Annotated in this window: 24 protein-coding genes; 11 read left to right on the forward strand and 13 right to left on the reverse strand. The window is 73.5% G+C overall.

Annotated features, from left to right (window positions below; translation table 11 throughout):
• The first annotated feature begins 28 nt into the window (after positions 1-28).
• The gene (locus OG823_RS29790) at positions 29-658 is read left to right on the forward strand and encodes an HIT family protein (protein WP_371483195.1); all 630 of its coding nucleotides are present in this window, start codon (positions 29-31) and stop codon (positions 656-658) included.
• Between the two features lie 134 nt (positions 659-792).
• Here the strand turns inward: OG823_RS29790 and OG823_RS29795 are convergent, their stop codons facing one another.
• The 4 genes from OG823_RS29795 to OG823_RS29810 form a co-directional block, all read right to left on the reverse strand.
• Complete coding sequence (locus OG823_RS29795) at positions 793-1,818, reverse strand: glycosyltransferase family 2 protein (protein ID WP_371483196.1); 1,026 nt, start codon at positions 1,816-1,818, stop codon at positions 793-795.
• A 358-nt stretch (positions 1,819-2,176) separates the two neighbouring features.
• Positions 2,177-2,974: a lytic transglycosylase domain-containing protein gene (locus OG823_RS29800; RefSeq protein ID WP_371483197.1), complete on the reverse strand. Its 798-nt coding sequence runs from the start codon at positions 2,972-2,974 to the stop codon at positions 2,177-2,179.
• Positions 2,975-3,666: 692 nt separating this feature from the next.
• Entirely contained in the window at positions 3,667-4,566 is a 900-nt protein-coding gene (locus tag OG823_RS29805; RefSeq protein ID WP_371483198.1) for an EI24 domain-containing protein, read from the reverse strand.
• A gap of 147 nt (positions 4,567-4,713) precedes the next feature.
• Positions 4,714-6,129, reverse strand: a complete 1,416-nt coding sequence (locus OG823_RS29810; protein WP_371483199.1) for an amino acid permease — start codon at positions 6,127-6,129, stop codon at positions 4,714-4,716.
• Positions 6,130-6,451: 322 nt separating this feature from the next.
• Here OG823_RS29810 and OG823_RS29815 point away from each other — a divergent pair, with 322 nt between their 5' ends.
• Positions 6,452-7,768, forward strand: coding sequence for a metallophosphoesterase (locus OG823_RS29815; protein ID WP_371483200.1), 1,317 nt, complete (start codon positions 6,452-6,454; stop codon positions 7,766-7,768).
• A 164-nt stretch (positions 7,769-7,932) separates the two neighbouring features.
• The gene (locus OG823_RS29820) at positions 7,933-8,484 is read left to right on the forward strand and encodes a GNAT family N-acetyltransferase (protein WP_371484699.1); all 552 of its coding nucleotides are present in this window, start codon (positions 7,933-7,935) and stop codon (positions 8,482-8,484) included.
• Here OG823_RS29820 and OG823_RS29825 read toward each other — a convergent pair.
• On the reverse strand, positions 8,456-8,704 hold the full coding sequence (locus tag OG823_RS29825; RefSeq protein WP_371483201.1) for a hypothetical protein: 249 nt from the start codon (positions 8,702-8,704) through the stop codon (positions 8,456-8,458). The genes OG823_RS29820 and OG823_RS29825 overlap by 29 nt on opposite strands.
• A gap of 242 nt (positions 8,705-8,946) precedes the next feature.
• On the opposite strand from OG823_RS29825, the gene OG823_RS29830 reads away from it, so the two are divergent.
• The gene (locus OG823_RS29830) at positions 8,947-9,249 is read left to right on the forward strand and encodes a hypothetical protein (protein ID WP_371483202.1); all 303 of its coding nucleotides are present in this window, start codon (positions 8,947-8,949) and stop codon (positions 9,247-9,249) included.
• Between the two features lie 135 nt (positions 9,250-9,384).
• Here the strand turns inward: OG823_RS29830 and OG823_RS29835 are convergent, their stop codons facing one another.
• The 3 genes from OG823_RS29835 to OG823_RS29845 form a co-directional block, all read right to left on the reverse strand.
• On the reverse strand, positions 9,385-11,604 hold the full coding sequence (locus tag OG823_RS29835) for an NADP-dependent isocitrate dehydrogenase (protein WP_371483203.1): 2,220 nt from the start codon (positions 11,602-11,604) through the stop codon (positions 9,385-9,387).
• 122 nt (positions 11,605-11,726) lie between these two features.
• Entirely contained in the window at positions 11,727-13,130 is a 1,404-nt protein-coding gene (locus tag OG823_RS29840) for an NADP-dependent succinic semialdehyde dehydrogenase (RefSeq protein WP_371483204.1), read from the reverse strand.
• A 214-nt stretch (positions 13,131-13,344) separates the two neighbouring features.
• Positions 13,345-13,626, reverse strand: coding sequence for a DUF6158 family protein (locus OG823_RS29845; RefSeq protein WP_371483205.1), 282 nt, complete (start codon positions 13,624-13,626; stop codon positions 13,345-13,347).
• A gap of 188 nt (positions 13,627-13,814) precedes the next feature.
• Here OG823_RS29845 and OG823_RS29850 point away from each other — a divergent pair, with 188 nt between their 5' ends.
• Both OG823_RS29850 and OG823_RS29855 read left to right on the forward strand, forming a co-directional pair.
• Positions 13,815-14,411 carry an HPP family protein gene (locus tag OG823_RS29850; RefSeq protein ID WP_371483206.1) on the forward strand — a complete coding sequence of 199 codons (597 nt, stop codon included), beginning with the start codon at positions 13,815-13,817 and terminating at the stop codon, positions 14,409-14,411.
• Between the two features lie 40 nt (positions 14,412-14,451).
• Positions 14,452-15,441 carry an adenosine deaminase gene (locus tag OG823_RS29855; RefSeq protein WP_371483207.1) on the forward strand — a complete coding sequence of 330 codons (990 nt, stop codon included), beginning with the start codon at positions 14,452-14,454 and terminating at the stop codon, positions 15,439-15,441.
• Between the two features lie 92 nt (positions 15,442-15,533).
• On the opposite strand, the gene OG823_RS29860 is transcribed toward OG823_RS29855, so the two are convergent.
• From OG823_RS29860 to OG823_RS29870, 3 genes are all read right to left on the reverse strand, one after another.
• Positions 15,534-16,181, reverse strand: a complete 648-nt coding sequence (locus OG823_RS29860) for a vitamin K epoxide reductase family protein (RefSeq protein ID WP_371483208.1) — start codon at positions 16,179-16,181, stop codon at positions 15,534-15,536.
• Positions 16,178-17,041: a DsbA family protein gene (locus OG823_RS29865; RefSeq protein ID WP_371483209.1), complete on the reverse strand. Its 864-nt coding sequence runs from the start codon at positions 17,039-17,041 to the stop codon at positions 16,178-16,180. Before OG823_RS29865 ends, OG823_RS29860 begins: the two co-directional genes overlap by 4 nt.
• A gap of 108 nt (positions 17,042-17,149) precedes the next feature.
• Positions 17,150-17,851: a hypothetical protein gene (locus OG823_RS29870; protein WP_371483210.1), complete on the reverse strand. Its 702-nt coding sequence runs from the start codon at positions 17,849-17,851 to the stop codon at positions 17,150-17,152.
• A 278-nt stretch (positions 17,852-18,129) separates the two neighbouring features.
• Here OG823_RS29870 and OG823_RS29875 point away from each other — a divergent pair, with 278 nt between their 5' ends.
• From OG823_RS29875 to OG823_RS29895, 5 genes are all read left to right on the forward strand, one after another.
• On the forward strand, positions 18,130-19,011 hold the full coding sequence (locus tag OG823_RS29875; protein WP_371483211.1) for an Fpg/Nei family DNA glycosylase: 882 nt from the start codon (positions 18,130-18,132) through the stop codon (positions 19,009-19,011).
• 548 nt (positions 19,012-19,559) lie between these two features.
• Positions 19,560-20,198 (forward strand): polysaccharide deacetylase family protein, encoded by a 639-nt coding sequence (locus tag OG823_RS29880; protein ID WP_371483212.1) that lies wholly within the window; start codon positions 19,560-19,562, stop codon positions 20,196-20,198.
• Between the two features lie 176 nt (positions 20,199-20,374).
• Positions 20,375-20,713 (forward strand): hypothetical protein, encoded by a 339-nt coding sequence (locus OG823_RS29885; RefSeq protein WP_371483213.1) that lies wholly within the window; start codon positions 20,375-20,377, stop codon positions 20,711-20,713.
• 437 nt (positions 20,714-21,150) lie between these two features.
• The gene (locus OG823_RS29890) at positions 21,151-21,591 is read left to right on the forward strand and encodes a VOC family protein (RefSeq protein WP_371483214.1); all 441 of its coding nucleotides are present in this window, start codon (positions 21,151-21,153) and stop codon (positions 21,589-21,591) included.
• A gap of 352 nt (positions 21,592-21,943) precedes the next feature.
• Positions 21,944-24,448: a glycoside hydrolase family 9 protein gene (locus OG823_RS29895; protein WP_371483215.1), complete on the forward strand. Its 2,505-nt coding sequence runs from the start codon at positions 21,944-21,946 to the stop codon at positions 24,446-24,448.
• Positions 24,449-24,598: 150 nt separating this feature from the next.
• On the opposite strand, the gene OG823_RS29900 is transcribed toward OG823_RS29895, so the two are convergent.
• Both OG823_RS29900 and OG823_RS29905 read right to left on the reverse strand, forming a co-directional pair.
• Positions 24,599-25,141: a histidine kinase gene (locus tag OG823_RS29900; RefSeq protein ID WP_371483216.1), complete on the reverse strand. Its 543-nt coding sequence runs from the start codon at positions 25,139-25,141 to the stop codon at positions 24,599-24,601.
• Between the two features lie 175 nt (positions 25,142-25,316).
• Complete coding sequence (locus OG823_RS29905) at positions 25,317-26,069, reverse strand: Mut7-C RNAse domain-containing protein (RefSeq protein ID WP_371483217.1); 753 nt, start codon at positions 26,067-26,069, stop codon at positions 25,317-25,319.
• Positions 26,070-26,075: the final 6 nt, after the last annotated feature.

Consider the following 26,075-nt stretch of genomic DNA (forward strand, 5'->3'; position numbering starts at 1 on the left):
GGTGCGTCATGTGGCAGGCTTTTCGGCCATGACCCCCGACCGCGCCCTTCCCGGACCGGACCACCGACCCAGCCCGTTCGTCGAGGGCCTGCCGATCGGGCAGCCCCTGCCCGTCCCGAAGGACGGCCTGCCGTCCTGGTCGATCTTCCCGTACGAGGGTGCGCTGGAGGTCAGGCCGCTGGAGGCACCCGAGCTGCCCGAGCCGCCCCGCCAGGGCGAGGCGGGCGAACAGGACTGCGACCAGTGCGCGCGCCCCGACTCCGACTTCCTCTGGACCGACCGGCACTGGCGCCTGGACGCCCCCCGGGAGCCGGCCGCCCTGCCCGCGATGGTGCTCCTCCAGCCGCGCGCGCACCACGACCTCTCCGACCTGCCGGTCGAGCGGGCCGCCGAACTCGGCGTGCTGCTCCAGCGCGTGGAGCGCGCCGTACTGTCGCTCGGCGGCATCGCGCGGGTGCACGTCAACCGGTGGGGTGACGGCGGGGCGCACCTGCACCTGTGGCTGCTGGCCCGGCCCGAGGGCATGATGCAGCTGCGCGGGGCCTGCCTGCCGCTCTGGGACGACCTGCTGCCGAAGCTGCCGGCCGAGGAGTGGACGCGGATCCGTGGACGGGTGGCCGTGGCGATGGCGGCGGACGGCGGCGTCGCACACGCCTGAGCCCGCGGCCGGGGCCGCTCGGGGGTGGGTGCGGCCCGGCTGTTCGGCGGCAGGAGGTCCGGCCCGGGGGAGGTCGGCCCGGCGGCAGGACCTCCGGCGGCGGGGGTCGGCCCGGCCGCCTCGAAGACCGGGGGTCAGCCCGTCGGCCTGCGCCGGCGGGCCTCACCGGTGACGGCGGCCCGGGCGAGGTGGGACAGCTTGGCCACCTCGAAGGCCGGGTAGGAGCCGGCCGCCAGCAGCGAGAACTTCAGGCCCTCCCGGCCGGGCGGGCGCGGGTGGCCGGGCGGCAGGTAGCGGCGGTGGTGTTCGGAGGCGCGCTGGAAGAACTGGGGGCGCTCGGCGCGAGCCACGCACCCGGCCAGGTCGAAGACGAACAGGTAGTGCCGGATCATCCGGGTGAACAGGAACGGCCGGACGGCGTCCAGTTCGGGCCGGGCGTCCAGCAGCTCGAAGCTGCGCTCGTACTGCCCGAAGATGTCGAAGTGGCTGCTGCCGGGTGAGCCGGTGGGATGCAGCGTGTGCCGGCGGCGCAGCCGTACGCACTCGCGGGGCAGGACGGCGATCCGCGCGGCGGCCAGCATGGCGTGGTGGGCGAGCGGCACCTCCTCGTAGTGGCCGTCCGGAAAGGCCAGGCCCCGGGTGGTCCACAGGTCCCGGCGCAGCAACCGGTCCCAGCTGTGCGGCGGCGCGCCGAACAGCTCGGGGCGGGCGGCCGGGCCTGACACCTCCGGGCCCGCCGGATCCAGCAGCTCCTGCGCCCCGCCGGGCCACTCGCGGCCGCCGTGGTGGCGGGTGTGGCCGAACAGCAGCACGTCGACCGGCCCGGTCACGGCCAGCCGGTCGGCCAGCGCGTGCAGCGCCTCGGGCGGCAGCACGTGGTCACTGTCCAGGAACAGCAGGTACTCGCCCCCGGCCCGGGCGGCTCCGGCGTTGCGCGCCCGGCCGATGCCCACGGCGGCGTTCAGCCGCAGCACGTCGACGCGCGGGTCCCGGGCGGCGTAGGCGTCGGCCGGTCCGTCGGCGGCCTCCGGGGAGCGGTCGACGACCAGGATGACCTCGATGTCGCGGAAGGACTGGGAAAGGAGCGAATCCAGGCAGTCCGACAGCTGTTTCTGCTGGTCGTGGGCGGGGAGCACGACGCTGATCAAGGGGGAGGGCATGCGGTGGAGGGTAGGAGCGGCCCTCGCCCGCAGGCAACGGCGGGCGGCCGACCGAACCTGACCAATCTGCGGCAAAAGGCGCAGTGTGCGCCATATCTTCACGCCGTGCGCCGGGCGCGTCCACCTGGACGGCGCGCCGGGCGCACGCGCTCGGCGCCGACCATCCGCCGGAGTGGACCACCGTACGGAGAGTCGCGGGAGCGCGTGCGCCGGTACGGGCGACGAGGTGTGCGCGGGCGGCGCGACGCGCGAGTGGGCGGAGCGGCGGTGGGCGGAGCGGCGGTGGGCGGCGCGAGGATGGGTGCGTGGGTGCGTACCCCGGGTGAGTGAGTTCGTCCGGGGCGAGGACGCGGGCGGATCAGTACGCGTGGTGGATCTGCCAGAAGCCCCACGCGCCGCACGGGCTGCCGTAGGTGGCGTTCATGTAGCTCAGGCCCCACTTGATCTGGGTGGCCGGATTGGTCCGCCAGTCCGCGCCCGCCGACGCCATCTTCGACCCGGGCAGGGCCTGGACCAGGCCGTACGCACCGGAGCTCGGGTTGGTGGCGGTGACGATCCAGTTGCTCTCGCGCTGGACGATGTTCTCGAAGCACTGGAGTTGACCCGCCGGCACGATCTGCGCGGCGATCTGCTGGGGGGTGCCGGTGAACGCGCCGGTGCTGTTCAGGGCGGAGCGCTGCTGCGAGCGGGAGGCCGCCGCGGCCGCGTCCGCCTTGGCCTTGGCGTCGGCCCTGGCCTTCGCCTGTGCCTGTGCCTGTGCCTGTGCCTGTGCGGTCGCCCGCGCCTCGGCGTCGGCCTTGGCCTGCGCGGTCGCCTCGGCCTGCGCGTCGGCCGCCGACTTGGCACTCGCGTCGGCCTGTGCCTGGGCGTCGGCCTCGGCCTGCGCGTTTGCCCGGGCCTGCGCGGCGGTGTCGGCGTCGGCCTTGAGCCGGGCCTCGATGTCGGCGGTGGCGCGGTCCGCGTCGGCCTGCGCGAGCACGTCACCCTCGGGAGCGGTCACCGGGCGGCCGTCGACGGAGGCCGAGCCCGCGGGGGCGGCCGCCTCGGCCACGCCGTTGTCGCCGGGCAGCGCGAGCGCCAGGGTCGCCGCGCTCGCCACCACGACCGTGGTGATACCGGTGATCAGCGAGTTGCGGCGGGCATGGGTGAGCTGCATGGAGCGGACATCCTCTTCCGTCGGGCCGGGGCCGCGCCGAGGGCGCACGGCGGCACGGGGCGTGCTCGGGGAGCGGGCCTTCGTGCCGTGCGCAGCGGCGGTGACACCCCGGCTGTCGGGACGGGGCGGGCGGGCCGCACGGCGGTGTGACGCTCCGTGCTGCCCGGCGGCTTGCACATTCTTGGCAGAGGGGCGAGCGGGGGGCAACGAGCTCGCCTACTACGGGCGGTAGTGGAGACGGCCGTGGGCGGGGCGCCGACGGCTCCTGCCCGGCGGGTCCGCGCCGCCGTGGGCCCGCCGCACCGAGCAGGCCGCGCGGGGTGCGCTCCGAGGCCGGGAAACCGGCGGTGGCGCGTCCTCGGCGGGTTCCGGGCGAGGGGCCGGGGCGATCGGCCCCGGCGGTCGCCGGCCGAGGCGGGCGGCTCCCTGGCAGGTTCGACTATCGGCGGCAGTAGTCGCCGGCCGGACTGTGGGCGGGCTCACAGCGCGGGGAGGCCGTCGTCACCCTGGAGTGACCGCTCACCCACGGGCGGCTACGGCTCCGGCTCCGGCCGTGCCCGCGCCTGTGGCCGTGACCAAGCCTTCCCCTACGCCTGGACGGGGCCGGACGGCCCGTGAGGCCGCCGCGCCGCGCCATGCTCGCCCGGTCGGGGGCCGGAGGCCGGGAACGCGCCCCGGCCGGGGCCGCCCGGCTACGGCGCGGCCGGCTGACCGCCGTGGCGCCGGTCGCCGGTGCAGCGGCCCGCCGAGGGCCGACCGTCCCCGGCGGCGCCGCCGTCGTCGGGGCCGTCCACGGCCGGGGTGCCGCTCTGCTCCGACCCCGATTCCGCAGCCTCCGCCGCTTCCCCGGCCTCCTCGACCGGAACCAGGTCGCGGGCCAGCAGCGTCGCGCCCGCCACGGCGCCCGGCATCGCGAACACGGTCAGCATCGGGACGAGGAAGAGCAGGATCAGCGGCACGCCGAAGCCGAGGGCGAGCGGCAGCCGGGCACGGAGCAGCCGGATCCGCTCGCGCTGCGGTACGCCACGCCGCTGCAGCGCGACGGCCGTCAGTTCCACGGCGAGGAAGAAGCCGGACACGCAGAACCCCGCCACCGGCACCAGCGTCTGGCCGACCACCGGGATGAACCCGCAGGCGAACAGCAGCACGCCGAAGCCGAGGACCCGGATCAGGACGTACAGGCTGTCGCGGGCGGAGACCCACAGTTCGCGCCAGAGCGGCGTCTCGGGCGCCGGCGGCGCGCCGCCCTCGGCCTCGTCGACCTTCGCGCAGAGCGACTCGTAGAACGGCTGGCCGACCAGCAGGGTCACCGCGGTGAAGGTGACCAGGGCGACCAGCAGCCCGCCGCCGAAGACGAGGACGGCGAGCGCGCCGCGCAGCAGGCCCTGCCAGGGGGAGCCCCAGCCGTCGGCGAACGGCGTGGCCCAGCCGGCCAGGTCGTCGGCGCCGGTGCTCAGCACCACCAGGGCCACGAGGTACCCGACCAGGGTGATCAGCGCGGGAATCATCCCGAAGCCCCACCAACGGCCGTGCCGGGCCGCCCACTTCTGGCCCCTGATCAGGTACCGCGTCCCCGCCGCAAGATCTCGCATACCGGGAAGGGTAGGTGAAGCCGCCCGACGCGTCACATCGCCCCGGCGCCGAGTGGGCGGTGCCGGGGCGATGTGACAAGCCGGTGCGGCGGGCCGCCTGACGCCGCTTCGGCGGCTCGGTCCGGGGTGCGGGTGTGCGCCCGCAGCTCAGCCGGCTGCCGCGGCCGCCTTGCGCCGGCGGTCCACCACGGCCGCGGCCGCCAGCACGACGACCGCCGCGGCCAGCGACAGGTACATCTGGGTCCGGCCGTCGTGGTCGGTGAACATGTAGGCCACGACGAAGCCGATCAGGCCGATGGTCGCCCAGGTCAGATAGGGGTAGAGCCACATCCGCACGGTGAGCCGCTCGGGGGTCTCGCGTTCGATGATCTTGCGCATCCGCAGTTGCGAGAAGCAGATCACCAGCCAGACGAAGAGCGCCACCGCGCCCGAGGAGTTGATCAGGAACTTGAAGACGGTGTTCGGCGAGGTGTAGTTGAAGAACACCGCCAGAAAGCCGAAGACCACCGAGGAGAGGATCGCCACCCGGGGTACCCCGCGCGCACTCACCCTGGCGAAGGCCCGCGGCGCGTCGCCGCGCTGCCCGAGCGAGAAGGCCATCCGGGAGGCCGTGTACAGGCCCGAGTTGAGGCAGGACAGGACGGCGGTCAGCACGATCACGTCCATCACGCGGGCGGCGCCGGGGATGCCGACGTGCTCCAGCACCGCGACGTAGGGGCTGCCCTTCACCGAGGCGTCGTTCCACGGCAGCAGGGTCACCACGATGGCGATCGATCCGAGGTAGAAGATCCCGATACGCCAGATCACGCTGTTGGTGGCCCGGCTGACGGCCTTCTCCGGGTCGGCGGACTCCCCGGCCGCCAGCGTGACGATCTCGCTGCCCATGAAGGCGAAGACCACCGTCAGCATCCCCGTGAAGACGGCTCCGACGCCGTGCGGCAGGAAACCGCCGTTGCCCGTCAGGTTGGTCGTACCGACCGCGTGGGTGCCGGGCAGGACGCCGAACACCGCCAGCGCCCCGATCACGATGAAGGCGATGATCGCCACCACCTTGATGCCGGCGAACCAGAACTCGAACTCCCCGTACGAGGCGACCGAGAACAGGTTGGTCGCCGTGAGCACGGCCATCACCAGCAGGGCGAAGGCCCACTGCGGCACGCCGGGCACCCAGGTGTTGAGGATCTTGGCGCCGGCGGTGGCCTCGACGGCCAGCACCACGACCCAGAAGAACCAGTACAGCCAGCCGATGCTGAACCCGGCCCAGCGGCCGAGCGCCCGGTCCGCGTAGGCCGAGAACGAGCCGCTCTGCGGATCCGCGGCCGCCATCTCGCCGAGCATCCGCATCACCATCACGACCAGGATCCCGGCCAGCGCGTACGAGAGCAGGATGCCGGGGCCGGTGGAGGCGATACCGGCGCCGGAGCCGACGAACAGGCCGGCGCCGATCACGCCGCCGATCGCGATCATCGACAGGTGCCGGTTCTTCAGTCCGGCCTTGAGACGGCCGTCGTCGGGTGCCGCCGTCGGCGGCGAGGTGGTCGGGGTGCCGGTGTCCGCACTCATGCGTGAATGCCTGTGCCTTTCCCGCGCGGGCAGCCCCTTCGGCCTGTGGTGCCGGAGGGTGGGGGACGGATCCGCGCATTGCGGTGCAACCTAACTTCTCCTTCCGGCTATCGGAACAGTGCACAGCGCAACGTCCGCTCAGCGAACGCAAAAGCCCAGGTCAGAGGGGGTACGAAATTGTCCGCGAAAGCTCAAATATGACGCAGCGTCAGGAGCTGCAGGTGGCCCCGGAGACGTCCGGGGGCAGGTTCGGGCCCGCTCGGCGCGGCCCGCATACTGTGGGCATGAAGATCGACGGAACGGCTCCGGGGCGGGTGGCGGCGTGATCGTGGTCGTGGTGCTCGCCGTGCTCGTCGTCCTGGCCGTGTTCGGGCTGGCGCACCGGTACCTCTGGCGGCGTCTGGTGCGCGACGTCAGCGCCCCGGGAGGCCCCTGGCGGCGGACCGGCACGGTACTGGCCTTCGTGCTGCCGCTGCTCGCCCTCGGCGCGCTGGTCGGCGGCCGGGCGCTGCCGCTGGCCGCCGAGCGCTGGCTGGCGTGGCCGGGCTACCTCTGGCTGGCCGTGCTGCTCTACCTGCTGATGGCGCTGCTGGTCGGCGAGGCGATCCGCCCGCTGCTCAACCGCCTGCCGAAGCGCCGCCCGGTGCCCGCGGCCCCCGACGGTGAAGCCAGGTCGGCGGGCGGGACGACCCCGGACGAGGTGACGCAGGGCGAGGTGACGCAGGGCGGGACGGCCCCGGACGGGGCCGTCCCGGCCGAGGGGACCGAGCGCGAGGGCGCCACTGGCGGCAGCCCGGCGCCCGGCGCGCCCTCGCCCGGCAGGCGGCTGTTCGTCGCCCGGGCGGTCGCGATCGGCGCGGCCGGCGCCGCCGTCGCCGTCGTCGGCAACGGTACGTACGGTGTGCTGCGCGGCCCGCACCTCAAGCAGGTCACCGTGCCGCTGGCTAAGCTGCCGGCCCGGGCGCACGGCTACCGGATCGCCGTGGTCAGCGACATTCATCTCGGACCGATCCTGGGGCGCTCGCACACCCAGCGCATCGTCGACACCATCAACGGCGCCCAGCCGGACCTGATCGCGATCGTCGGCGACCTCGTCGACGGCACCGTGCCCGAACTCGGCAGCGCCGCCGAGCCGCTGGCGCGGCTCCGGGCCCGGGACGGCGCCTACTTCGTCACCGGCAACCACGAGTACTTCTCCGGCGCCGCCCCCTGGGTGGAGTTCGTCCGCTCGCTCGGGGTGCACCCGCTGCAGAACGCCCGGGTCGAACTGCCCGGCTTCGACCTCGCGGGTGTCAACGACCTGGCCGGCACGGCCGAGGGCGACGGGCCGGACTTCGCCCGGGCGCTCGGCGACCGCGATCGCAGCCGCGCCTCCGTGCTGCTCTCGCACCAGCCGGTGACCATCCACGACGCCGTCCGTCAGGGCGTGGACCTCCAGCTGTCCGGCCACACCCACGGCGGCCAGCTCTGGCCCGGCAACTACCTCGCCGAGCTGGCCAACCCCACCGTCGCGGGCCTGGAGCGCTACGGCGACACCCAGCTCTACGTCACCCGGGGCGCCGGCGCGTGGGGCCCGCCCGTCCGGGTCGGCGCGCCCTCGGACATCACCATCGTGACCCTCGCGTCACTGCGAACCTGAAAGCGGACACCGAGCTCATGACCGGACCCGACACCCCCGCCGACCCCTCGGCGGACGGCATACTCCCCAACGTCCCCAACGTCCCCAACCTCCCCAACCTCCCCGGCCTCTCCGGCCTCCCCAACCTCCCGACGGACCGCCCGGACGGCACATCCTTCGCCCCCCTGACGGACGGCCCGGACCGGGGCGGCAGAGCGTCGGCCGAGGGCTGGGAGCTGCGCCCGGCGCTGCCCGGCGACGTGGAGGCCATCGCCGACCTGCGCGCCGTGGTCCTGCGCGAGGATCTCGAACGGCTCGGCCGCTACGACGAGCACCGGGTGCGGCAGCGGCTGCGGGACGGCTACCACCCGCAGTACACCTCGCTCCTGCTGGTCGACGACGGCGGAGCCGGCCGCGGGCGGGCCGGCTGCGTCACGCTGCGCCCGGCCGAGGACGGGCTCCACCTGGAGCACTTCTACCTGGCCCCGCGGTACCAGGGCCTGGGCCTGGGCTCCGCCGTCCTGCGCTCGCTGCTGGCACGGGCCGACGCCGAGGGCGTACCGGTGCGCCTCAGCGTGCTGCAGGGCAGCGCCGCCCGCCGGCTGTACGAGCGACACGGCTTCGTCCCCGACTCCGAGGACGCCGTCGAGGTCTTCATGCACCGCCCGGCCCCGGTGTGCGCCGGCGCCCCGGTCGCCACCGCGCCGGTCACAGGGCACGCAGGCCCAGCAGGGTGATCCGGACGCCGTCGTCCGCCCGGCCGGTCAGCCGGGCGGCGACCAGCCTCGGGATGTCGCTCTCCTGCGAGTATCCGGGCAGCAGCGACACCTCGGTCCGGCGGATCACCGCCGACCCGGCGAGGGTGTACGTGACCCGGTAGGCCGTCCGCTCCGGCGGCGGGTCGCCGTCGGGCGGGCGGCGGCGCGGGCTGCGCCCGTCCGTCCGGAGCTCGCTCATCCGCCTCGGCCTCCTCCTGGGCAGCCCCCTCAACCTGTCCATTCTCGTCCCGCCACGGCGGCTTGTCGCGGTCACCCGCGCCGCCCCCTGGACGGGGCGAAATCGCAGGTCCGAAGGGTGTCAGAGGGTGCGTGACAGGGCACCACGCCTGTAGGCCCCGTCGCCGGACGACCCGGAGGCGGCGAGGGACGGACGAGCCCGGACCGACCTGGCGCCGGCGCCGGAGTCTGGAGGCGATCGAGATGGACCCACGGACGAATGAGGGCCCCGGACGGGGTGACGGGACGGCCGGCGCGCGGCCGGGCCGGATGGGGCGCGCGCGCAAGGCGCTCCTCGGTGTTCACCCCTCGACGGTGTTCTGCCTGGTGGCACTGTCGCTGGGGCTGGGCGCCGTCGCCGCGCAGATGTACTACCTGCCGCTGCTGGTCGTCTTCGCGATGGTGTGGGGCGTGACCGTGATCGCCATGATGGGTATCACGGCGCGCTGGATCGAGGAGAGCCGCCATCACCACCACGCCCCGCCCCGGGCGGCGGTCGGTCTCTGAGCGCGGTGCCCGCGCTCACCCGTCCGGGCTCGGCGCACACCACGAGGCCCCCCGGTCCCGGCGAAATGCCGGGACCGGGGGGCCTGGGCCGCGCCGCGAGCGGCGGGCGGGTCGTGCTCCGTGCGTCGGCCGCTGTCAGCCGAGGGTCGCGATGGCCTCGTTGAAGGTCTGCGACGGGCGCATCACGGCCGACGCCTTGGCCGGGTCCGGCTGGTAGTAGCCGCCGATGTCGGTCGCCGAGCCCTGGACCGCGATGAGCTCGTCGACGATCGTCCGCTCCTGCTCGGCGAGCGTCTTGGCGAGCGACGCGAACGACTCCGCCAGCTGCGCGTCGTCGCTCTGTGCGGCCAGCTCCTGGGCCCAGTACAGCGCCAGGTAGAAGTGGCTGCCGCGGTTGTCGATGCCGCCCAGGCGACGGCTCGGCGACTTGTCCTCGTTGAGGAAGCTGCCGGTCGCCCGGTCGAGCGTGTCGGCGAGGACCTGGGCACGGGCGTTGCCCGTGGTCTGCGCGAGGTGCTCGAAGCTGACCGCCAGCGCGAGGAACTCGCCCAGGCTGTCCCAGCGGAGGTAGTTCTCCTTGAGCAGCTGCTGGACGTGCTTCGGCGCGGAGCCGCCCGCGCCCGTCTCGAACAGACCGCCGCCGTTGATCAGCGGGACGACGGAGAGCATCTTGGCGCTCGTGCCGAGCTCCAGGATCGGGAAGAGGTCGGTCAGGTAGTCGCGCAGCACGTTGCCGGTCACCGAGACGGTGTCCTCGCCGCGGCGGATGCGCTCCAGGGAGAAGGCGGTGGCCTGCTCCGGCGTCATGATCTCGATCTGCAGCCCGTCGGTGTCGTGCTCCGGCAGGTACGCCTTGACCTTGGCGATCAGGTTGGCGTCGTGCGCGCGGCTCTCGTCGAGCCAGAACACCGTCGGGTTGCCGGTGGCGCGGGCACGGTTGACGGCCAGCTTGACCCAGTCGCGGATCGGCACGTCCTTGGTCTGGCACATGCGGAAGACGTCGCCGGCCGCGACCGGCTGCTCCAGCACGACGTTGCCCGCGGCGTCCACGACGCGGACGGTGCCGTCGGTCTTGAGCTCGAAGGTCTTGTCGTGGCTGCCGTACTCCTCGGCCGCCTGCGCCATCAGGCCGACGTTCGGCACCGAGCCCATGGTGGCCGGGTCGTAGGCGCCGTTGGCGCGGCAGTCGTCGATGACGACCTGGTAGATGCCCGCGTAGCTGCTGTCGGGGATGACGGCGAGGGTGTCGGCCTCCTTGCCGTCCGGGCCCCACATGTGCCCGGCGGTGCGGATCATGGCCGGCATCGAGGCGTCGACGATGACGTCGCTCGGCACGTGCAGGTTGGTGATGCCGCGGTCCGAGTCGACCATCGCGAGCGCCGGGCCGTCGGCCAGCTCGGCGTCGAAGGACGCCTTGATCGCGGTGCCGTCGGCGAGCGCGTCCAGGCCGCCGAGGATGCCACCCAGGCCGTTGTTCGGGTTCAGGCCCGCCGCCGCCAGCACCTCGCCGTACTGGGCGAAGGTCTTCGGGAAGAAGGCCCGCACGACGTGGCCGAAGATGATCGGGTCGGAGACCTTCATCATGGTGGCCTTGAGGTGCACCGAGAACAGCACGCCCTCGGCCTTGGCACGGGCCACCTGGGCCGCGAAGAAGTCGCGCAGGGCCGCCACGTGCATGACCGAGGCGTCGACGACCTCACCGGCGAGCACCGGTACGGACTCGCGGAGCACGGTGGTGCTGCCGTCGGCGGCCGCCAGCTCGATGCGCAGGGTGCCGGCCTCGGCGACCACCGCGGACTTCTCGGTGGAGCGGAAGTCGTCGGCGGTCATGTGCGCGACGTTCGTCCTGGACTCGGAGGTCCAGGCGCCCATCCGGTGCGGGTGCGCCTTGGCGTAGTTCTTGACCGAGGCGGGCGCGCGGCGGTCGGAGTTGCCCTCGCGCAGGACCGGGTTGACGGCGCTGCCCTTGATCTTGTCGTAGCGGGCGCGGACGTCGCGGTCCTCGTCCGACTGCGCGTCGTCCGGGTAGTCCGGCAGCGCGTAGCCCTGCTGCTTCAGCTCGGCGATCGCGGCCTTCAGCTGCGGGACGGACGCCGAGACGTTCGGCAGCTTGATGATGTTGGCCTCGGCCGTCTTGGCGAGCTCACCGAGCTCGGCGAGGGCGTCCGCGATGCGCTGGCCCTCCTCAAGACGCTCCGGGAAGGCCGCGATGATGCGCCCGGCCAGCGAGATGTCGCGCGTCTCCACGCTGACGCCCGCCGTCGAGGCGTACGCCTGGACCACCGGCAGGAACGAATAGGTCGCCAGGGCCGGGGCCTCGTCGGTGTGCGTATAGATGATGGTCGAGTCAGACACCGGTACTCCGCTTCACGTCGACAACGTCTCGATATCAAGATATCTCGTGACCGCCCCTCCTCGACACCCACCCCCGCGCCGAGTCGGCGATCCGGGGCGCCGCCTGCGCGGGCCCGCGGGGCTCAGCCCTGCTGCGGCGGCCCGAGCCACACCGTGGTGATGTTGCAGAACTCCCGGATGCCGTGGCCCGAGAGCTCACGCCCGAAACCGGAGCGCTTCACACCGCCGAACGGCAGCGCCGGGTGCGAGGCCGTCATGCCGTTGAAGAACACGCCGCCCGCCTCGATGTCGCGGACGAACCGCTGCTGCTCGGCCCCGTCCGTGGTCCACACGTTGGAGCTGAGGCCGAACGGCGTGTCGTTGGCGGCGGCGAGCGCCTCCTCCAGGTCCTCGACCCGGTACAGCGTGGCGACCGGCCCGAAGGTCTCCTCCAGGTGGATGCGCATGGCCGGGGTGACGCCGGAGACGACCGTCGGTTCGTAGAACCAGCCGCCGTCCAGCCCGACCGGGCGCCGGCCGCCGCACTCCACCCGCGCGCCGTGCGCCCGGGCGTCCTCGACCAGCTCCTCCAGATCGGTCCGTCCCTGCTCGCTGGCCAGCGGGCCGACGTCGGTGCGCTCGTCCATCGGATCGCCGACCCGAAGGGCGCGCATCGCCTCGGTGAAGGCGGTCGCGAACTGCTCGTACACCTCGCCGTGCACGATGAAGCGCTTGGCCGCGATGCAGGACTGCCCGTTGTTCTGGACCCGGGCGCGGACGGCGGCGCGGACGGCGGCCGGGACGTCGGCGCTCGGCAGGACGACGAACGGGTCGCTGCCGCCCAGCTCCAGGACGGCCTTCTTCACCTCGTCCGCCGCCGTCGCCGCCACCGAGCGGCCGGCCGGCTCACTGCCGGTCAGCGTCACGGCGGCGACCCGGCGGTCGCGGATCACGCCCTCGACCGCGCCCGACCCGATCAGCAGGGTCTGGAAGCAGCCCTGCGGGAAGCCCGCCTGTCGGAACAGCTCCTCCAGCGCCAGCGCCGTCCGGGGCACGTTCGACGCGTGCTTGAGCAGACAGACGTTGCCGGCCATCAGCGCCGGCGCGGCGAAGCGGATCACCTGCCAGAACGGGAAGTTCCACGGCATCACCGCCAGCACCGCGCCGAGCGGGCGGTAGCGGACGTAGGCGTCGACGGCTCCGGAGTCGGTGACGTCGGCGCGGTCCGGGATCTCGTCCGCGAGCAGGCCCGGAGCGCGCTCCGCGTACCAGCGCAGCGCCGTCGCGCACTTCGCGGCCTCGGCGCGGGCGGCCGTCAGCGGCTTGCCCATCTCCTCGGTCATCATCCGCGCGATCGGCTCCCGGCCGTCGTCCAGCAGGTCGGCGGCCCGGCGCACCAGCTCGGCGCGGTGGTCGAAACCGGTGGTGCGGTACTCCCGGTAGGCCGCCTCGGCGCGGGCCAGGCGCAGCTCGATCGCCGCGCCGTCCAGTGCCTCGAAGGTCTCCAGGGTCTCGCCGGTCGCGGGGTTCACGCTGGCGATGGGCATGACGGCTTCCTCACAGACGGAGTCGGGTGGCGTTCTGCTTCTCGGGGCCCGAGGTCTTCCCGGGCCCGAGGTCGTCCCGGGGTCGTACGTCCCGGGTGGTGCTGCTCTCGGGGCTGCCACCGGCGGCGGCCCCGGCCGCGTGCCGGTGTGCGGTGGGCCCGTGTCGTTCGGTGGTCCCGCCGCCCGGGGCGCCCCCCGGCCGCGCGGCGGCCGGTCACTCGGGGGCGGCCTCGGCCCGCGCGGCGGCGTCCCGGGCCCGGGCGCCGGAGCGGGTACGGGCGGCGGTGACCTGGCGGTCCGGGAAGCGGTGCAGGTACTCCGCCTCCAGCTGCGCGGAGCGGGAGGTGTGGCGCTCCAGCGCGTCGTCGGAGCCGTAGAGGAAGGTCTCGTGCCTGGTGCGGTGCAGCTGCTCCAGCTCGCGCAGCAGCACCCCGTTGTCCAGGGCGTGCGGGGAGATCCCCGCGGGTTTGCCGTGCGGGCCGTCCGGGTGCCGCATGTCCGTACCTCCTCGGCGATAGCCCCCCATGGCCCCCTTCTACCTTCCACCCGCCGTCGCAACCGCGCCGCCGGTGACCGGTCGGGGCGTTGCGCCGATCGAGTGCGATCGCGCCCGGGGCGCCGCCGAGCGCTCACCGGACGGGTACCGCACTGCTGGAGAGCTTTCCCGGCGGCGAACGGTGGCCCATGATCCGGCGGTACCTCGAACGGCTGGAACTGTCGGCCGTGCTGGAGCGGTACGACCCGAGCCTGGTCAGGGCCGGCTACTCGGCGGTGAACGCCGGCCTCTCGCTCGCGGTGATGGCCGCCGTGGCGCACTTCAGCCACGCGCCGTTCCTCTTCCCCTCACTGGGGCCGACGGCGTTCCTGCTCTTCTACACCCCGACCGTGCCGGCCGCCTCGCCGCGCAACACGGTCTACGGTCACCTGATCGGCGTGCTGGCCGGCTACCTCGCGCTGACCCTCACCGGCCTGCGGGACACCCCGCCCGACCTCACCGACATCACCTGGGCCAGGCTCTGGGCGTCCGCCGTGGCACTCGGCCTGACCTGCGGGCTGATGCCGCTGCTCGGGGTCGCGCACCCGCCCGCCGCCGCCACCACCCTGATCGTCGCGCTGGGCCTGCTGCGCACCCCCCTGCAGCTGACCGTGGTGATGATCGCCGTCGTCCTGCTGGCCGCGCAGGGGCTGCTGGTCAACCGCCTGGCGGGCGTCCCCTATCCGTGGTGGCGCCCGGCGCCGCCGGTCCCCGCACCGTCCGAGCCGGTCACGACGGGGTCGTAGGATAGACGTTTCCAACCCCCGAGCCCCGAATCGAACCCTCATGCCGCTGCCCAAGGCCGAACTCCACCTTCACATCGAAGGAACCCTGGAGCCCGAACTCGCCTTCGCCCTCGCCGCCCGCAACGGTGTGACCCTGCCCTACGCGGACACCGGGGAACTGCGGCGCGCCTACTCCTTCAGCGACCTCCAGTCCTTCCTGGACCTCTACTACGCGCTGATGGCCGTGCTGCGCACCGAGGACGACTTCGCCGATCTCGCCGACGCCTACCTGACCCGCGCCGCCGCCCAGGGCGTGCGGCACGCGGAGATCTTCTTCGACCCGCAGGCGCACACCGCCCGCGGCGTGGAGATCGCCACCGTCATCGAGGGCCTCTCGCGGGCACTGGAGCGCAGTGAGGAGCGGCACGGCATCAGCACCCGGCTGATCATGTGCTTCCTGCGCGACGAGTCGGCCGAATCGGCGCTGGTGACCTTCGAGGCCGCCCGCCCGCACCTGCACCGGATCGCCGGTGTCGGGCTGGACTCCGCCGAGGTCGGCAACCCGCCGGCGAAGTTCCGCGAGGTCTACCAACTGGCCGCCGCCGCCGGACTGCACCGCGTCGCGCACGCGGGTGAGGAAGGTCCGGCCGCGTACGTCCGCGAGGCGCTCGACGTGCTGGGGGTGGAGCGGATCGACCACGGCCTGCGCAGCCTGGAGGACGCGGAGCTGGTCGAGCGGCTGGCCCACGAGCAGATCCCGCTGACCCTGTGCCCGCTGTCCAACGTCCGGCTGCGCTGCATCGACGCCCTCACCGACCACCCGCTGCGCCGGATGCTGGACGCGGGCCTGCTGGTCACCGTCAACTCCGACGACCCGGCGTACTTCGGCGGCTACGTCGAGGACAACTTCACCGCCGTCCGCGACGCGCTGGGCCTGGACGACGAGACGCTGCGCCTGCTCGCCGCGAACTCCTTCCGGGCCGCGTTCCTGGACGAGCCGCGCCGGCAGCAGCTGCTCGCCGAGGTGGCGGCGTACGACTTCGCCGGCTGAGCGCGGCCGGGCCGGGCGACGGCCCGCCCGGCCCGCCCCGTCCGTGGCGGGTGCGCGCTCCCGTGAAGGGGTTCACGGGAGCGCGCGGCGCGTCACAGCAGGGTGCGCCAGTAGTACCAGAACCGGTTGAGGATCATCAGGACGATCACCGCGTACCACAGCGCCGGCACCACCCAGTGGTAGCGCGCGGCCTCGCGGACGGCCGGGCGCAGCCGCGCGGACACCGGGATGACGCCGTTCCTGAGATTGTTCAGGGTGGTGTACCAGAACAGCGGGATCATCGCGGCCCAGACCACCATGCAGTACGGGCAGAGCGCGCCGATCCGGTACAGCGTCTGGGTCATCAGCCAGGTCGCGAAGCCGATGCCGAACACCGTGCCGGCCTGCAGGCCGAGCCAGAACCACCGCCGGTAGCGGGCCCCGGCGAGGAGTCCGGCGCCCACCGCCATCACCACGGCGAAGCCGATCAGGCCGAGGATGGAGTTCGGGAAGCCGAACGCCGCGGCCTGGTCGCTGCCCATCACCGAGCCGCAGCTGATGATCGGGTTGATGTTGCAGTTGGGCACGTACGACGGATCCTCCAGCAGGCGGATCTTGTCGATGGTCAGCACGACCGACGAGGCCAGGCCGAGCGCACCGGTGACGACCAGCAGCCAGGCGAAGGCCCGGCCCGCTCCGATCACGCCGGCCGCGTCGCCGGTACGGGTGGCCCCGCCGCCGTCCAGGTCGGCGCGGGTCATCCGATCGCCTGCTTCACCAGGGCGGTGTACTGGTCCGGGGTGACCGCGGCGCCGTCGGTGAAGACGTCGAGCTTCTTGCCGTCCAGCTCGAACGTCGGGGTGCCGGTGACGCCGCTGTTGTCGAAGGCCCTGGACACCTCGGCCGCCCACGGCGCGTAGGTGCCCTCCTGGACGGCCTTGACGAACGCGTCCGTCCTCAGCCCCGGCACCTTGCCGGCCAGGTCCAGCAGGTGGTTCACATCGCCGAAGCCGTCCTCGCGCTCGTCCGGCTGGTTGGCGTAGAGCACGTCGTGGAACTGCTTGAACTTGTCCATGCCCTCGTTGAGCGCGGCTCCGGCGGCGGCGAGCGCGGTGCGCGAGCCCTTGCCGCCGAGCCCCTTGTCGAGGAAGGTCGCCAGGTGGTATTCGATCTTGTACGTGCCACTGTCGGCGAGCGCCTGCACGGTGGGCCCGTCGGTGGTCTCCAGCTGCTGGCAGTACGGGCAGCGGAAGTCCTCGTACACCTTCAGCGTGTGCGGGGCGTCGGCCTTGCCGTAGGTGATCACGGTGCCGTCCGAGCCGCTCGCGTTGGCGGGCAGCACCAACGGGCCGCTCGCCTGCGCGCCGCCGGAGCCGCCGACGGCGAAGGCGACGCCCGCCGCGAGGGCGAGTACGGCGGCCGAGGCCGCGCCGACGACCACCCGGCGGCGGATCTTCGCGGAGCGGTCGGCGCGCTGCCGCTCCTCGCGCAGGCGCTCGGTGGCGGCCCGCTTGGAGGTGTTCCGCTGCCGCGCGCCGTGGCCGGACCGCTCGCCGGTCCCGGGCCCGTCACCGTTCTCGGGTCGGTCGCTGTTCTTGGGCCGGTCGCTGTTCTTGCTCATGGGGAGGTCGTCCTGTGCTCGATCGGAGGTCGGCTGGCGCGGGCGGGCCCGCGGGAAGGCGGGCGGGCCGGGCGCGACGGAGCGACCGCTGAGCGCGCAGGAGGCGTCTCAGCAGGCCGGGACGAGCGCGGGAGGACCACGCCGGACAGCCGGGTCGAGCGGAACGTCCACGGCGGGGATGTGCTCCCGGCTCGCGGAGGGGAACGGGATCCGGCCCAGCGGCCGGGCCGGAACCGGCGCGGTGAGCAGCCGGGGCCAGTGGGCGGCGGCGTCCACGAAGCTCTGCAGGAAGTCGCGCAGCGTCCGCAGCGCCTGCGCGAGGCCGCTCAGGGCGGCGTCCGCCCGCCGCAGCCAGAACGCGGCCACCAACGCGATCACCGTGTGCACCAGGAGCAGCAGCAGACCCCCGGCCGCCGTGGGGACGGCCCCGGGAAGCGCCCGGTCGCCGTGGCCGAACAGGCCGCCGTCGCCGACCAGGAAGGCGCCCACCGAACCGCCACGGCAGACCAGCGGCTCGAAGGCGTGCAGGCCCGCCGGGGCGGCCCCGGGGCGGCAGGTCGCCTGCGCGAGGTCGAACAGCACCGAGAGGGCCAGTTGGAGGGGGAGGAAGACGGCGGCGATCCGCCAGAATCCGCGCACGGAACCGGCCAGGGCCAGCGCCACCGCGAAGACGGCGCCGCCCGCGAGGGCCAGGACGGGCAGGGGCAGCGGGCGGCCGGTGACCAGCACCTGGCCGAGCGCGGCGAGCAGGACGACCAGCGCGGCGAACACCGCCGCGCGCAGGGTCCTGGTGGCCGGGCTGCTGCTCATGTCATCCGAGTCTGCCACAGGGCCTCACCCGAACCGTCGGCCTGTGAAGATCCTCACGACCGGGCCTTCTCTTACGGTGCGCCTACGGGGAGGTGTGCAGCGGAGCCGTTCGGGACGGCGGTGGGGACGGCGCTGGGGTGCCCGGTGAGGACGGCGGTGGGGACGGCTGGGGTGTCGCCGTGGTGCCGGTGCCGGGATGGGGGTAGGTGGGGCGGGGGCGGTGCCGGGGCTGCGGTGCCGGGGCTGCGGTGCCGGGGTGTCTGCGGGAGACTTCTTCCATGCCGGAACTGCCCGAGGTCGAGGCACTCACCGCCTTCCTCGCCGACCAGCTGGTCGGCCGCACGATCGCGCGGGTGTACCCGGTCGCGGTGAGCGCGCTGAAGACCTACGCCCCGCCGGTCACGGATCTCCAGGGCCGTCGGGTGGAGGCGGTCGGGCGGCACGGCAAGTTCCTCGACATCACCGCCCTCGACGCCGAGGCGCAGGGCCTGCACCTGGTGGTGCACCTGGCCCGGGCCGGCTGGCTGCGCTGGCGGGAGAACCTGCCGCCCGAGCCGCCGCACCCGGGCAAGGGGCCGCTCGCGCTGCGGCTGTGCCTGGCCGAACCGCAGGGCGCGGGGTTCGACCTGACCGAAGCCGGTACCCAGAAGCGGCTGGCGGTCCACTGCGTCCGGGATCCGGCGGAGATCCCCGGCATCGCCCGGCTCGGGCCGGACCCGCTCGCGCCGGAGTTCACCCTGGACGTCTTCGCCGGACTGCTGCACGGCGAGCGGCGTCGGCTCAAGGGCGTCCTACGGGACCAGGGGGTGATCGCGGGTATCGGGAACGCGTACTCGGACGAGGTGCTGCACGCGGCCCGGATGTCGCCCTACAAGCCGGCCGCCGGTCTGTCGGAGGAGGAGACGGCGCGGCTCTACGAGGCGCTGGGCAGCACGCTGCGAGACGCGGTCGAGCGCTCGCGCGGATTGGCGGCCGGTCTGCTGAAGGCGGAGAAGAAGAGCGGGCTGCGGGTGCACGGCCGGGCCGGGCAGCCCTGCCCGGTCTGCGGTGACACCATTCGCGAGGTCTCGTTCAGCGACTCCTCCCTGCAGTACTGCCCGACCTGCCAGACGGGTGGCAAGCCGCTCGCGGACCGCCGGCTCTCGCGCCTGCTGAAGTAGCCACCGCGGCGGGAGCGGGCACCCGGCCGGGGCCCACGCTGGGGTGGACGGCCCGGTCGTGCCCCGGTCCGGCGGGTCGGGTCCGGCGCCTCAGTGGCCCGTTCGGGTGGTGATCGGGCCCGCTGGGACCGGGTTCGGCTGGGCTCGGCCTCGGACGGGGGAAGGCATCTGACATGTTGTCGTATCGACAGATTGTCTCTCGAAGGATGCTCCTGGCGAGTGCCGGCATCACCCTGCTCGGGGTGAGTGGTTGCGGCGGACCACCGAAGGGCGAAGCGGACAACGCGTCCCCGACCGGCCCCGGGCCGGCCGGGGCGACGAGTCCCGGTCCGGGCCCGAGTCCGGGCTCGGCGCCCCCCTCCGGCCCGACCGGCGGCGCGAGCCCGCATCCCGGTTCGGCGCCGGCTTCGGTGTCCTCATCGGCCACGGCGGCCGGACGCCCGTCGGCTGCCGCGACGGCGCCGTCGCAGCCGCCGTCGCAGCCCCCGTCCCTGTCGCCGTCGCCGTCGTTCTCGTCTCCCGCGTCGTCGGCGCCGACCGGGTCGTCGATGCCCGCGCCCGCCGCACCCGCCGCGCGCGGGGCGCTGGATCCGGCGAAGAACGCTCCGCTCAACGAACTCTCCCGCGACGGACGGGTGCTGGCCCTCACGATCGATGACGGTCCGGACCCTCGCAACACCCCCGCCGTACTCGCCGTCCTGCGCCGGTACGGCGTCCGGGCCACCTTCTTCATGGTGGGCCAGAACGCCGCGGCCAACCCCTCGCTGGTCCGCGCCGTCGCGGACGAGGGCCACCACATCGCCAACCACACCTGGTCCCACCCCGACCTGCGCCGTCTCACGGAGGCGCAGGTGAACGCCGAACTCCAGCGCACCTGCGACGTGTTGGAGAAGCTCACCGGCAAGCCGCCGACCTGGTTCCGGGCGCCCGGCGGGGACTGGGCCCCGGTGACCATCCGGGTGTGCTCGGCGCTGGGTCTGCGGCCGATGGGCTGGTCGGTGGATCCGATGGACTGGGCGCGCCCCGGTACGGCCGCCATCACCACACGCGTCCTGACCGCCGTGCGGCCGGGCTCGATCGTGCTCAACCACGACGGGGGCGGCGACCGTTCGCAGACCGTCGCCGCGCTGCGCGCCTACCTGCCGGTGCTCATCGACCGGGGCTACGCGTTCACGGCGCCGCCCTGACCGGCCCCGGGCAGGGCGGCCTCGCGAGGTGTCGACGGCCGACCGGGTGACCGTGGCGCACGTAGCGGCTTCAGGGGTAAAACCACCCAAATAGGTGAAATAGAAGAACCGTTTCACCACTTTTGCGGCCCATAGGGTGATTCTGCACCGCACCACTTGGAAAAGGATCACCTCTCATGCGTCTCCGCAACGCCGCGATCGCCGCCGCCAGCGCCCTCACCCTCGTGCTGGCCGTCCCGGGTTCGGCCTCCGCCGCGGACGGCGAATTCCGGTACACCCACCGCGACGCGGCGGGCGAGCGGCACATCGGGTGGCTGCTCGGCCCGGCCAGCGGGGAGTGCGTCGACCTGCCCGAGGCGACGGAGCAGAATCCCGCGTACGCGCCGAAGAACCGCACGGGCTCCACCGCCACGGTCTTCCTGGACCTCGACTGCCACGGCGACGTCTTCTCCTCGCTGCGCCCGGGCGGTGTGGCGTCGGAGCGACTGCTGATGCGTTCGGTGATGTTCTCCTGACCGGGTGCCCGCGTTGACGAGGGGCTCGGCCTGACACGACGGCAGCCGGGAGCCGAGCCGGTCGGCTCGGCCTCGGCCGCTCGGCCCCCGACTGCTCGGACCGCGAGGTCCGACGCCGTGTCAGGCAGCCGCACCGCTCGGCGCCTCAAGCCGTCCGGTCGCCGGCCGGTCCCACGAGCGGTACCGGCGACCTGCACGCACCCCCCGCGACGCGGCGGGCCGGGCGCTTTGACGTCGCCGACCACTGCCCCACACTGGAAGGCGACGCAGCGCCCCGGTCCGACTCGTCTCCGCATGACGGAGCCGGGGCGCCGATATGCCGGCCCGCGATGTGTCGGAGTTCGGCGGCCTGCGGGTGTCCAGAACGTGCCACCGGCTCCGTCCCAGGGGCACCAGCGGCCACCACCGACTGTTCGGACGAAGAGGGAGAAGCCAGCATGGCGATTCAGCGGATGGACAACGTCGGCATCGTCGTCGAGGACCTGGACGCCGCCATCGCGTTCTTCGCGGAACTCGGTATGGAGCTGGAGGGCAGGGCGGAGGTCGAGGGCCTCTTCGCCGACCGGTGCACCGGGCTCGACGGCGTCCGCTGTGACATCGCGATGCTCCGGACCCCGGACGGTCACAGCCGGCTCGAGCTGGCGAAGTACCGCAGCCCCGAAGTGATCAGCGCCGGGCCGCGCAACCGGCCGCACAACGTTCTGGGCACGCACCGCGTGATGTTCGCCGTCGACGACGTCGAGGACACCGTTGCCCGCCTGCGCCCTCACGGCGCCGAACTCATCGGCGAGATCGCCCGGTTCGAGGACAGCTATCTGCTCTGCTACGTCCGTGGCCCGGAGGGCGTCATCGTCGGACTGGCCGAGCAGCTTCGCTGATCAGGAGCAGCCCGAGCAGGTGGCCGAACGAGGTCGTCGAGTGGCCCGCTCGGGCTCCCCGGGCGTGCGCCGCCCTCGCGCCGCCTCCTCGGTGGTCGGCCGGTCCATTGACACGCCGCTGCGCCGCCTCCACCATGGTCGGCGCCGCAGCACTGTTCACCGGGGACGTTCAGGGCGTGAAGTGGGAGCGCTCCCACGCTTTGCAGGCTCACCTGCAACACCGCGTCCGTACGGCCCCGTCCTGCCCGGCACCGCACGCCGTCGCCCCCTGTGGACGGCCCCCACCTGCGATGTTCAGCGGAAGGTAGCCATGCCTGAGCCCACTACGCCGTTACCACCGGCCGCCGCGTCCGTGCGCCCCACCGCGCCCGCGACCACCGTCCCGTCCGCGCGCCCCACCGCGCGGGTCGTCTCCGAGAGCCGGGCCGCCGCCCGGGGCCCCCGGCCGCTGCGCCACCGGCTGGGCCTCGGCCTCGCGCTGGCGGGCGCGCTCGCCGCCGCCGCGCTGCTGCCGGCCCGGGCGGAGGTCGCCGGCCCCGCCCCGGTGGCCGCCTCGGGCCAGTACAACTACGCCGAGGCGCTGCAGAAGTCGATCCTGTTCTACGAGGCCCAGCAGTCGGGCAAGTTGCCCGACACCAACCGGGTCTCCTGGCGCGGCGACTCCGCCCTGGACGACGGCAAGGACGTCGGCCTCGACCTCACGGGCGGGTGGTACGACGCCGGGGACCACGTGAAGTTCGGCCTCCCGATGGCCGCTTCGACCACCATGCTGGCCTGGGGCGCGATCGCGGAGAAGCAGGCCTACACTGCCTCCGGCCAGATGCAGTACCTCAAGAACAACCTGCGGTTCGTCAACGACTACTTCATCAAGGCCCACCCGTCGCCGAACGTGCTCTACGGCCAGGTCGGCAACGGCGGTACGGACCATGCCTGGTGGGGTCCGGCCGAGGTGATGCCGATGGCCCGTCCGGCGTACCGGATCGACACCTCCTGCCCCGGCTCCGACCTGGCGGGCGAGACCGCCGCCGCGATGGCCTCCTCCTCGATGGTCTTCGCGGACAGTGATCCGACGTACGCGGCCACCCTGCTCACCCACGCCAAGCAGCTCTACTCCTTCGCCGACACCTACCGAGGGAAGTACAGCAGTTGCATCAGCGACGCCCAGGGCTACTACAACTCCTGGAGCGGATACAACGACGAGCTGGTCTGGGGCGCCATCTGGCTCTACAAGGCCACCGGTGACAGCAGCTACCTGGCCAAGGCGGAGACCTACTACGCGGACCTCTCCACGGAGCCGCAGACCACGACGAAGTCCTACAAGTGGACCATCGCGTGGGACGACAAGTCCTACGGTGCCTATGTCCTGTTGGCCCAACTCACGGGCAAGCAGGGCTACATCGACGACGTCAACCGCTGGCTGGACTGGTGGACGGTCGGCGTCAACGGCAGCCAGGTCAAGTACTCGCCCGGCGGTGAGGCCGTCCTCGACTCCTGGGGGTCGTTGCGATACGCGGCCAACACGTCCTTCGTCGCCCTGCTCTACTCGGACTGGCTGACCGGGGACGCCACCCGCAAGGTCCGCTACCACGACTTCGCGGTGCGCCAGATCGACTACGCGCTGGGCGACAACCCCCGCCGCTCCAGTTACCTGATCGGCTTCGGCACCAACGCGCCGAAGAACCCGCACCACCGCACCTCGCACGGCTCCTGGACCGACCAGTTGACCAGTCCGGTGAACAACCGCCACACACTCGTCGGCGCCCTGGTCGGCGGTCCGAGCTCGGCCGACGACTCGTACACCGACGACCGCAGCAACTACGTCAACAACGAGGTGGCCACCGACTACAACGCGGCCTTCACCGGAGCCCTCGCCCGTCTCTACGCCGAGTACGGCGGCTCGCCGCTCGCCGCGTTCCCGGCCAAGGAGACCCCGGACGGTCCGGAGATGTCGGTGCAGGCCTCGGTGAACGCCGCCGGCACGAACTTCACCGAGATCAAGGCTTACGTGATCAACAAGTCGGCCTGGCCCGCCCGGGCGATGAACAAGGCCGCGCTGCGCTACTACTTCACGCTGGAACCCGGTGTGACACCGAGTCAGATCACGCTGAGCACGAACTACAACCAGTGCGGGACGGTCAGCGGGCCCACCCTGTACTCCGGCTCCACGTACTACGTGACGGTCGACTGCTCCAACACGAGCATCGCGCCGGCCGGGCAGTCGGCCTACCGCAAGGAGGTGCAGTTCCGGATCTCCTCGGCGGGTGCCTGGGATCCTGCCAACGACTGGTCCTACCAGGGCATCGCGACCACGCCCGGAGCCACACCGGTGGATGCCTCGCACCTGCTGCTGCTGGACGGCGGGGTGCCGCAGTGGGGTGCGACGCCGGACGGTTCCGTGCCGACCGGCAGCCCCAGCCCGCCTCCGACCGCCTCCACATCGGCCTCGCCGAGCCCCAGCCCCAGCCCCAGCCCGAGCCCGAGCCCGAGCCCGTCCGCCTCTCCGACGGGTACGCCGACCGGGAGTTCCTCGCCGACCGCCGTGCCCGGGGCCTGCTCGGTCGGCTACACCATCGGCAGTAACTGGGGTACGGGCTTCACCGCCGACGTGGTGGTGCGGAACACCGGCACCGCCGCGATCTCCGGCTGGACTCTCGGCTGGACGTTCCGGGGTGCGGAGCAGGTCACCAACGCCTGGAACGCCAAGGTGTCCCAGAGCGGCGCGGCCGTCACCGCGGTCGACGCCGGCTTCAACGCCACCGTCGCGCCGGGTGGTTCGGCCTCGTTCGGCTTCCAGGGCGCCGGCGCCCCCGCAGGTCTCCCGGTCTTCACGCTCAACGGGAGGACGTGCACGGGCTGACCCGGCCGGCCGGGTGCACCGACCGGTGCACCCGGTGACGCCGCCTGCCCGGCCCCCGCAGTGTTCCGGGGGCCGGGCAGGCGGCAACGCGCGGGGCGTTCACTCCCGGCGCTCACTGCCGGCGCTCGTCGCCGGGTTCGCCTGCGGCCCTCACTCCCGGCGGGCGTCCTCGGGGGTCTCCTCCTCGGCGGCTTCCTGGGCGACCGCCTCCTCCGTGACCTCCTGGGCGGTACGGACCTCGTCGGCCACGTCCTCGGCCGGCCGCCGTACGAGCCGCCCACCGTGCCGGGCGGCGATCGCGTCCGCATCCTGCGGCTGCTGCTCGCGCACCTCGGCGATCAGCAGGCTGTCGCCCTCCGCGAGACCGCTGCTGTAGACCGTCAGGCCCTCGGCGGCGTCCTGGAAGCGCTTGATCTCGGCGGCGCCGGCCAGCACGGTGCCCGCGGTCCAGCCCAGGAAGACGCCGACCGGGCCGCCCAGCAGCCCGACCAGGCCACCGACGATCCCGCTGACCACGGTCGGCGTACCGGCCCCGCGCACCCAGCTCTCGGGCACGTCGAGCAGTCCCTCGGCCGAGCGCTCCAGGACGGCCGCCTGCCGGGCGCCGTGCAGTTCCTTCACCTCCTGGTAGGCGGCTCTGGCGGCCGCCGGGTCGTCGAAGGTGACGAACAGCATGGTGTGGGTCTCCGGCATCGGACGGCCTCTCGACGTTCCTGGGCAGGGCTGCACGCTTGCACGATAGACCGCCGCCCGCGGATCGGCCCCCGGGCCGGGCCGCCGCGTGCCTCGGCCGGAGGCGGGCAGGACGCTCGGGGCGGCAAGCGGCAAGCGGCAAGCGGCAAGCGGCAAGCGGCAAGCGGGCCGGGCGTCAGGGCGCCGGGGCGGGCCGGGGCGGGGGCCGCTCGGCGGAGTCCCGCAGGGCCGCTTCGACGATGGCGTTCAGGCTGGCGTGGTGGGCGCCCCGCCAGTACACCTGGCCGCACGCGGTGCACTGGGCGAACACGTCGTAGGAGCGCTCGGTACCGCCGCGCAGTCGACCGTGCACCGCCTCCTTGGGGGCTTCGCGGAGCGTGCCGTTGCAGGCCGTGCACCTGGTCCAGGGAGCGAGCGGCGGGGCGAACCGGGCGAGTACCTCCCGGAGCTGTTCGGCGGGGCGGTGGCTGTAGACGTAGGCCCCGGCCCAGATCTCCCGGCGCCGCAGGAGGCCCCGGTCGCGGGAGAGCATCACCCGGTGCTCCGCGGCCGAGCGCGTGGCCAGCGCCGCGTCGCCGATGTCCGGGTTCTCGTACGCGGCGTCCACCCCGAGCAGCCGGAGCCGGCGGGTCAGCGTCCCGAGATGGACGTCGAGCAGGAAGCGGGCCGGGCCGGCCAGCGGCTGGGGCCGTGGGACGGCGTGCACCGCGACCTCCTCGCCGTGCGCGGGCAGATGCGAGGTGGCCACCGTCCGGCCGTCCACGACGAGCTCGCCGACCTCGGTGAGTGGCACGCCGAGCGACTCCACCACGTGTCCGAGCGTCGCGGCGCGGTCGGTGCGTACCGCCGAGCGCGCCACGCGCCTGGCCGCGGCGAGGAACACGTGCAGTTCGGGGTCGAGGCTGATCCAGATCTCCGGTCTGTCCACGCGGCC

This window comes from Kitasatospora sp. NBC_00315 (assembly GCF_041435095.1).
Classification (GTDB): Bacteria; Actinomycetota; Actinomycetes; order Streptomycetales; family Streptomycetaceae; genus Kitasatospora.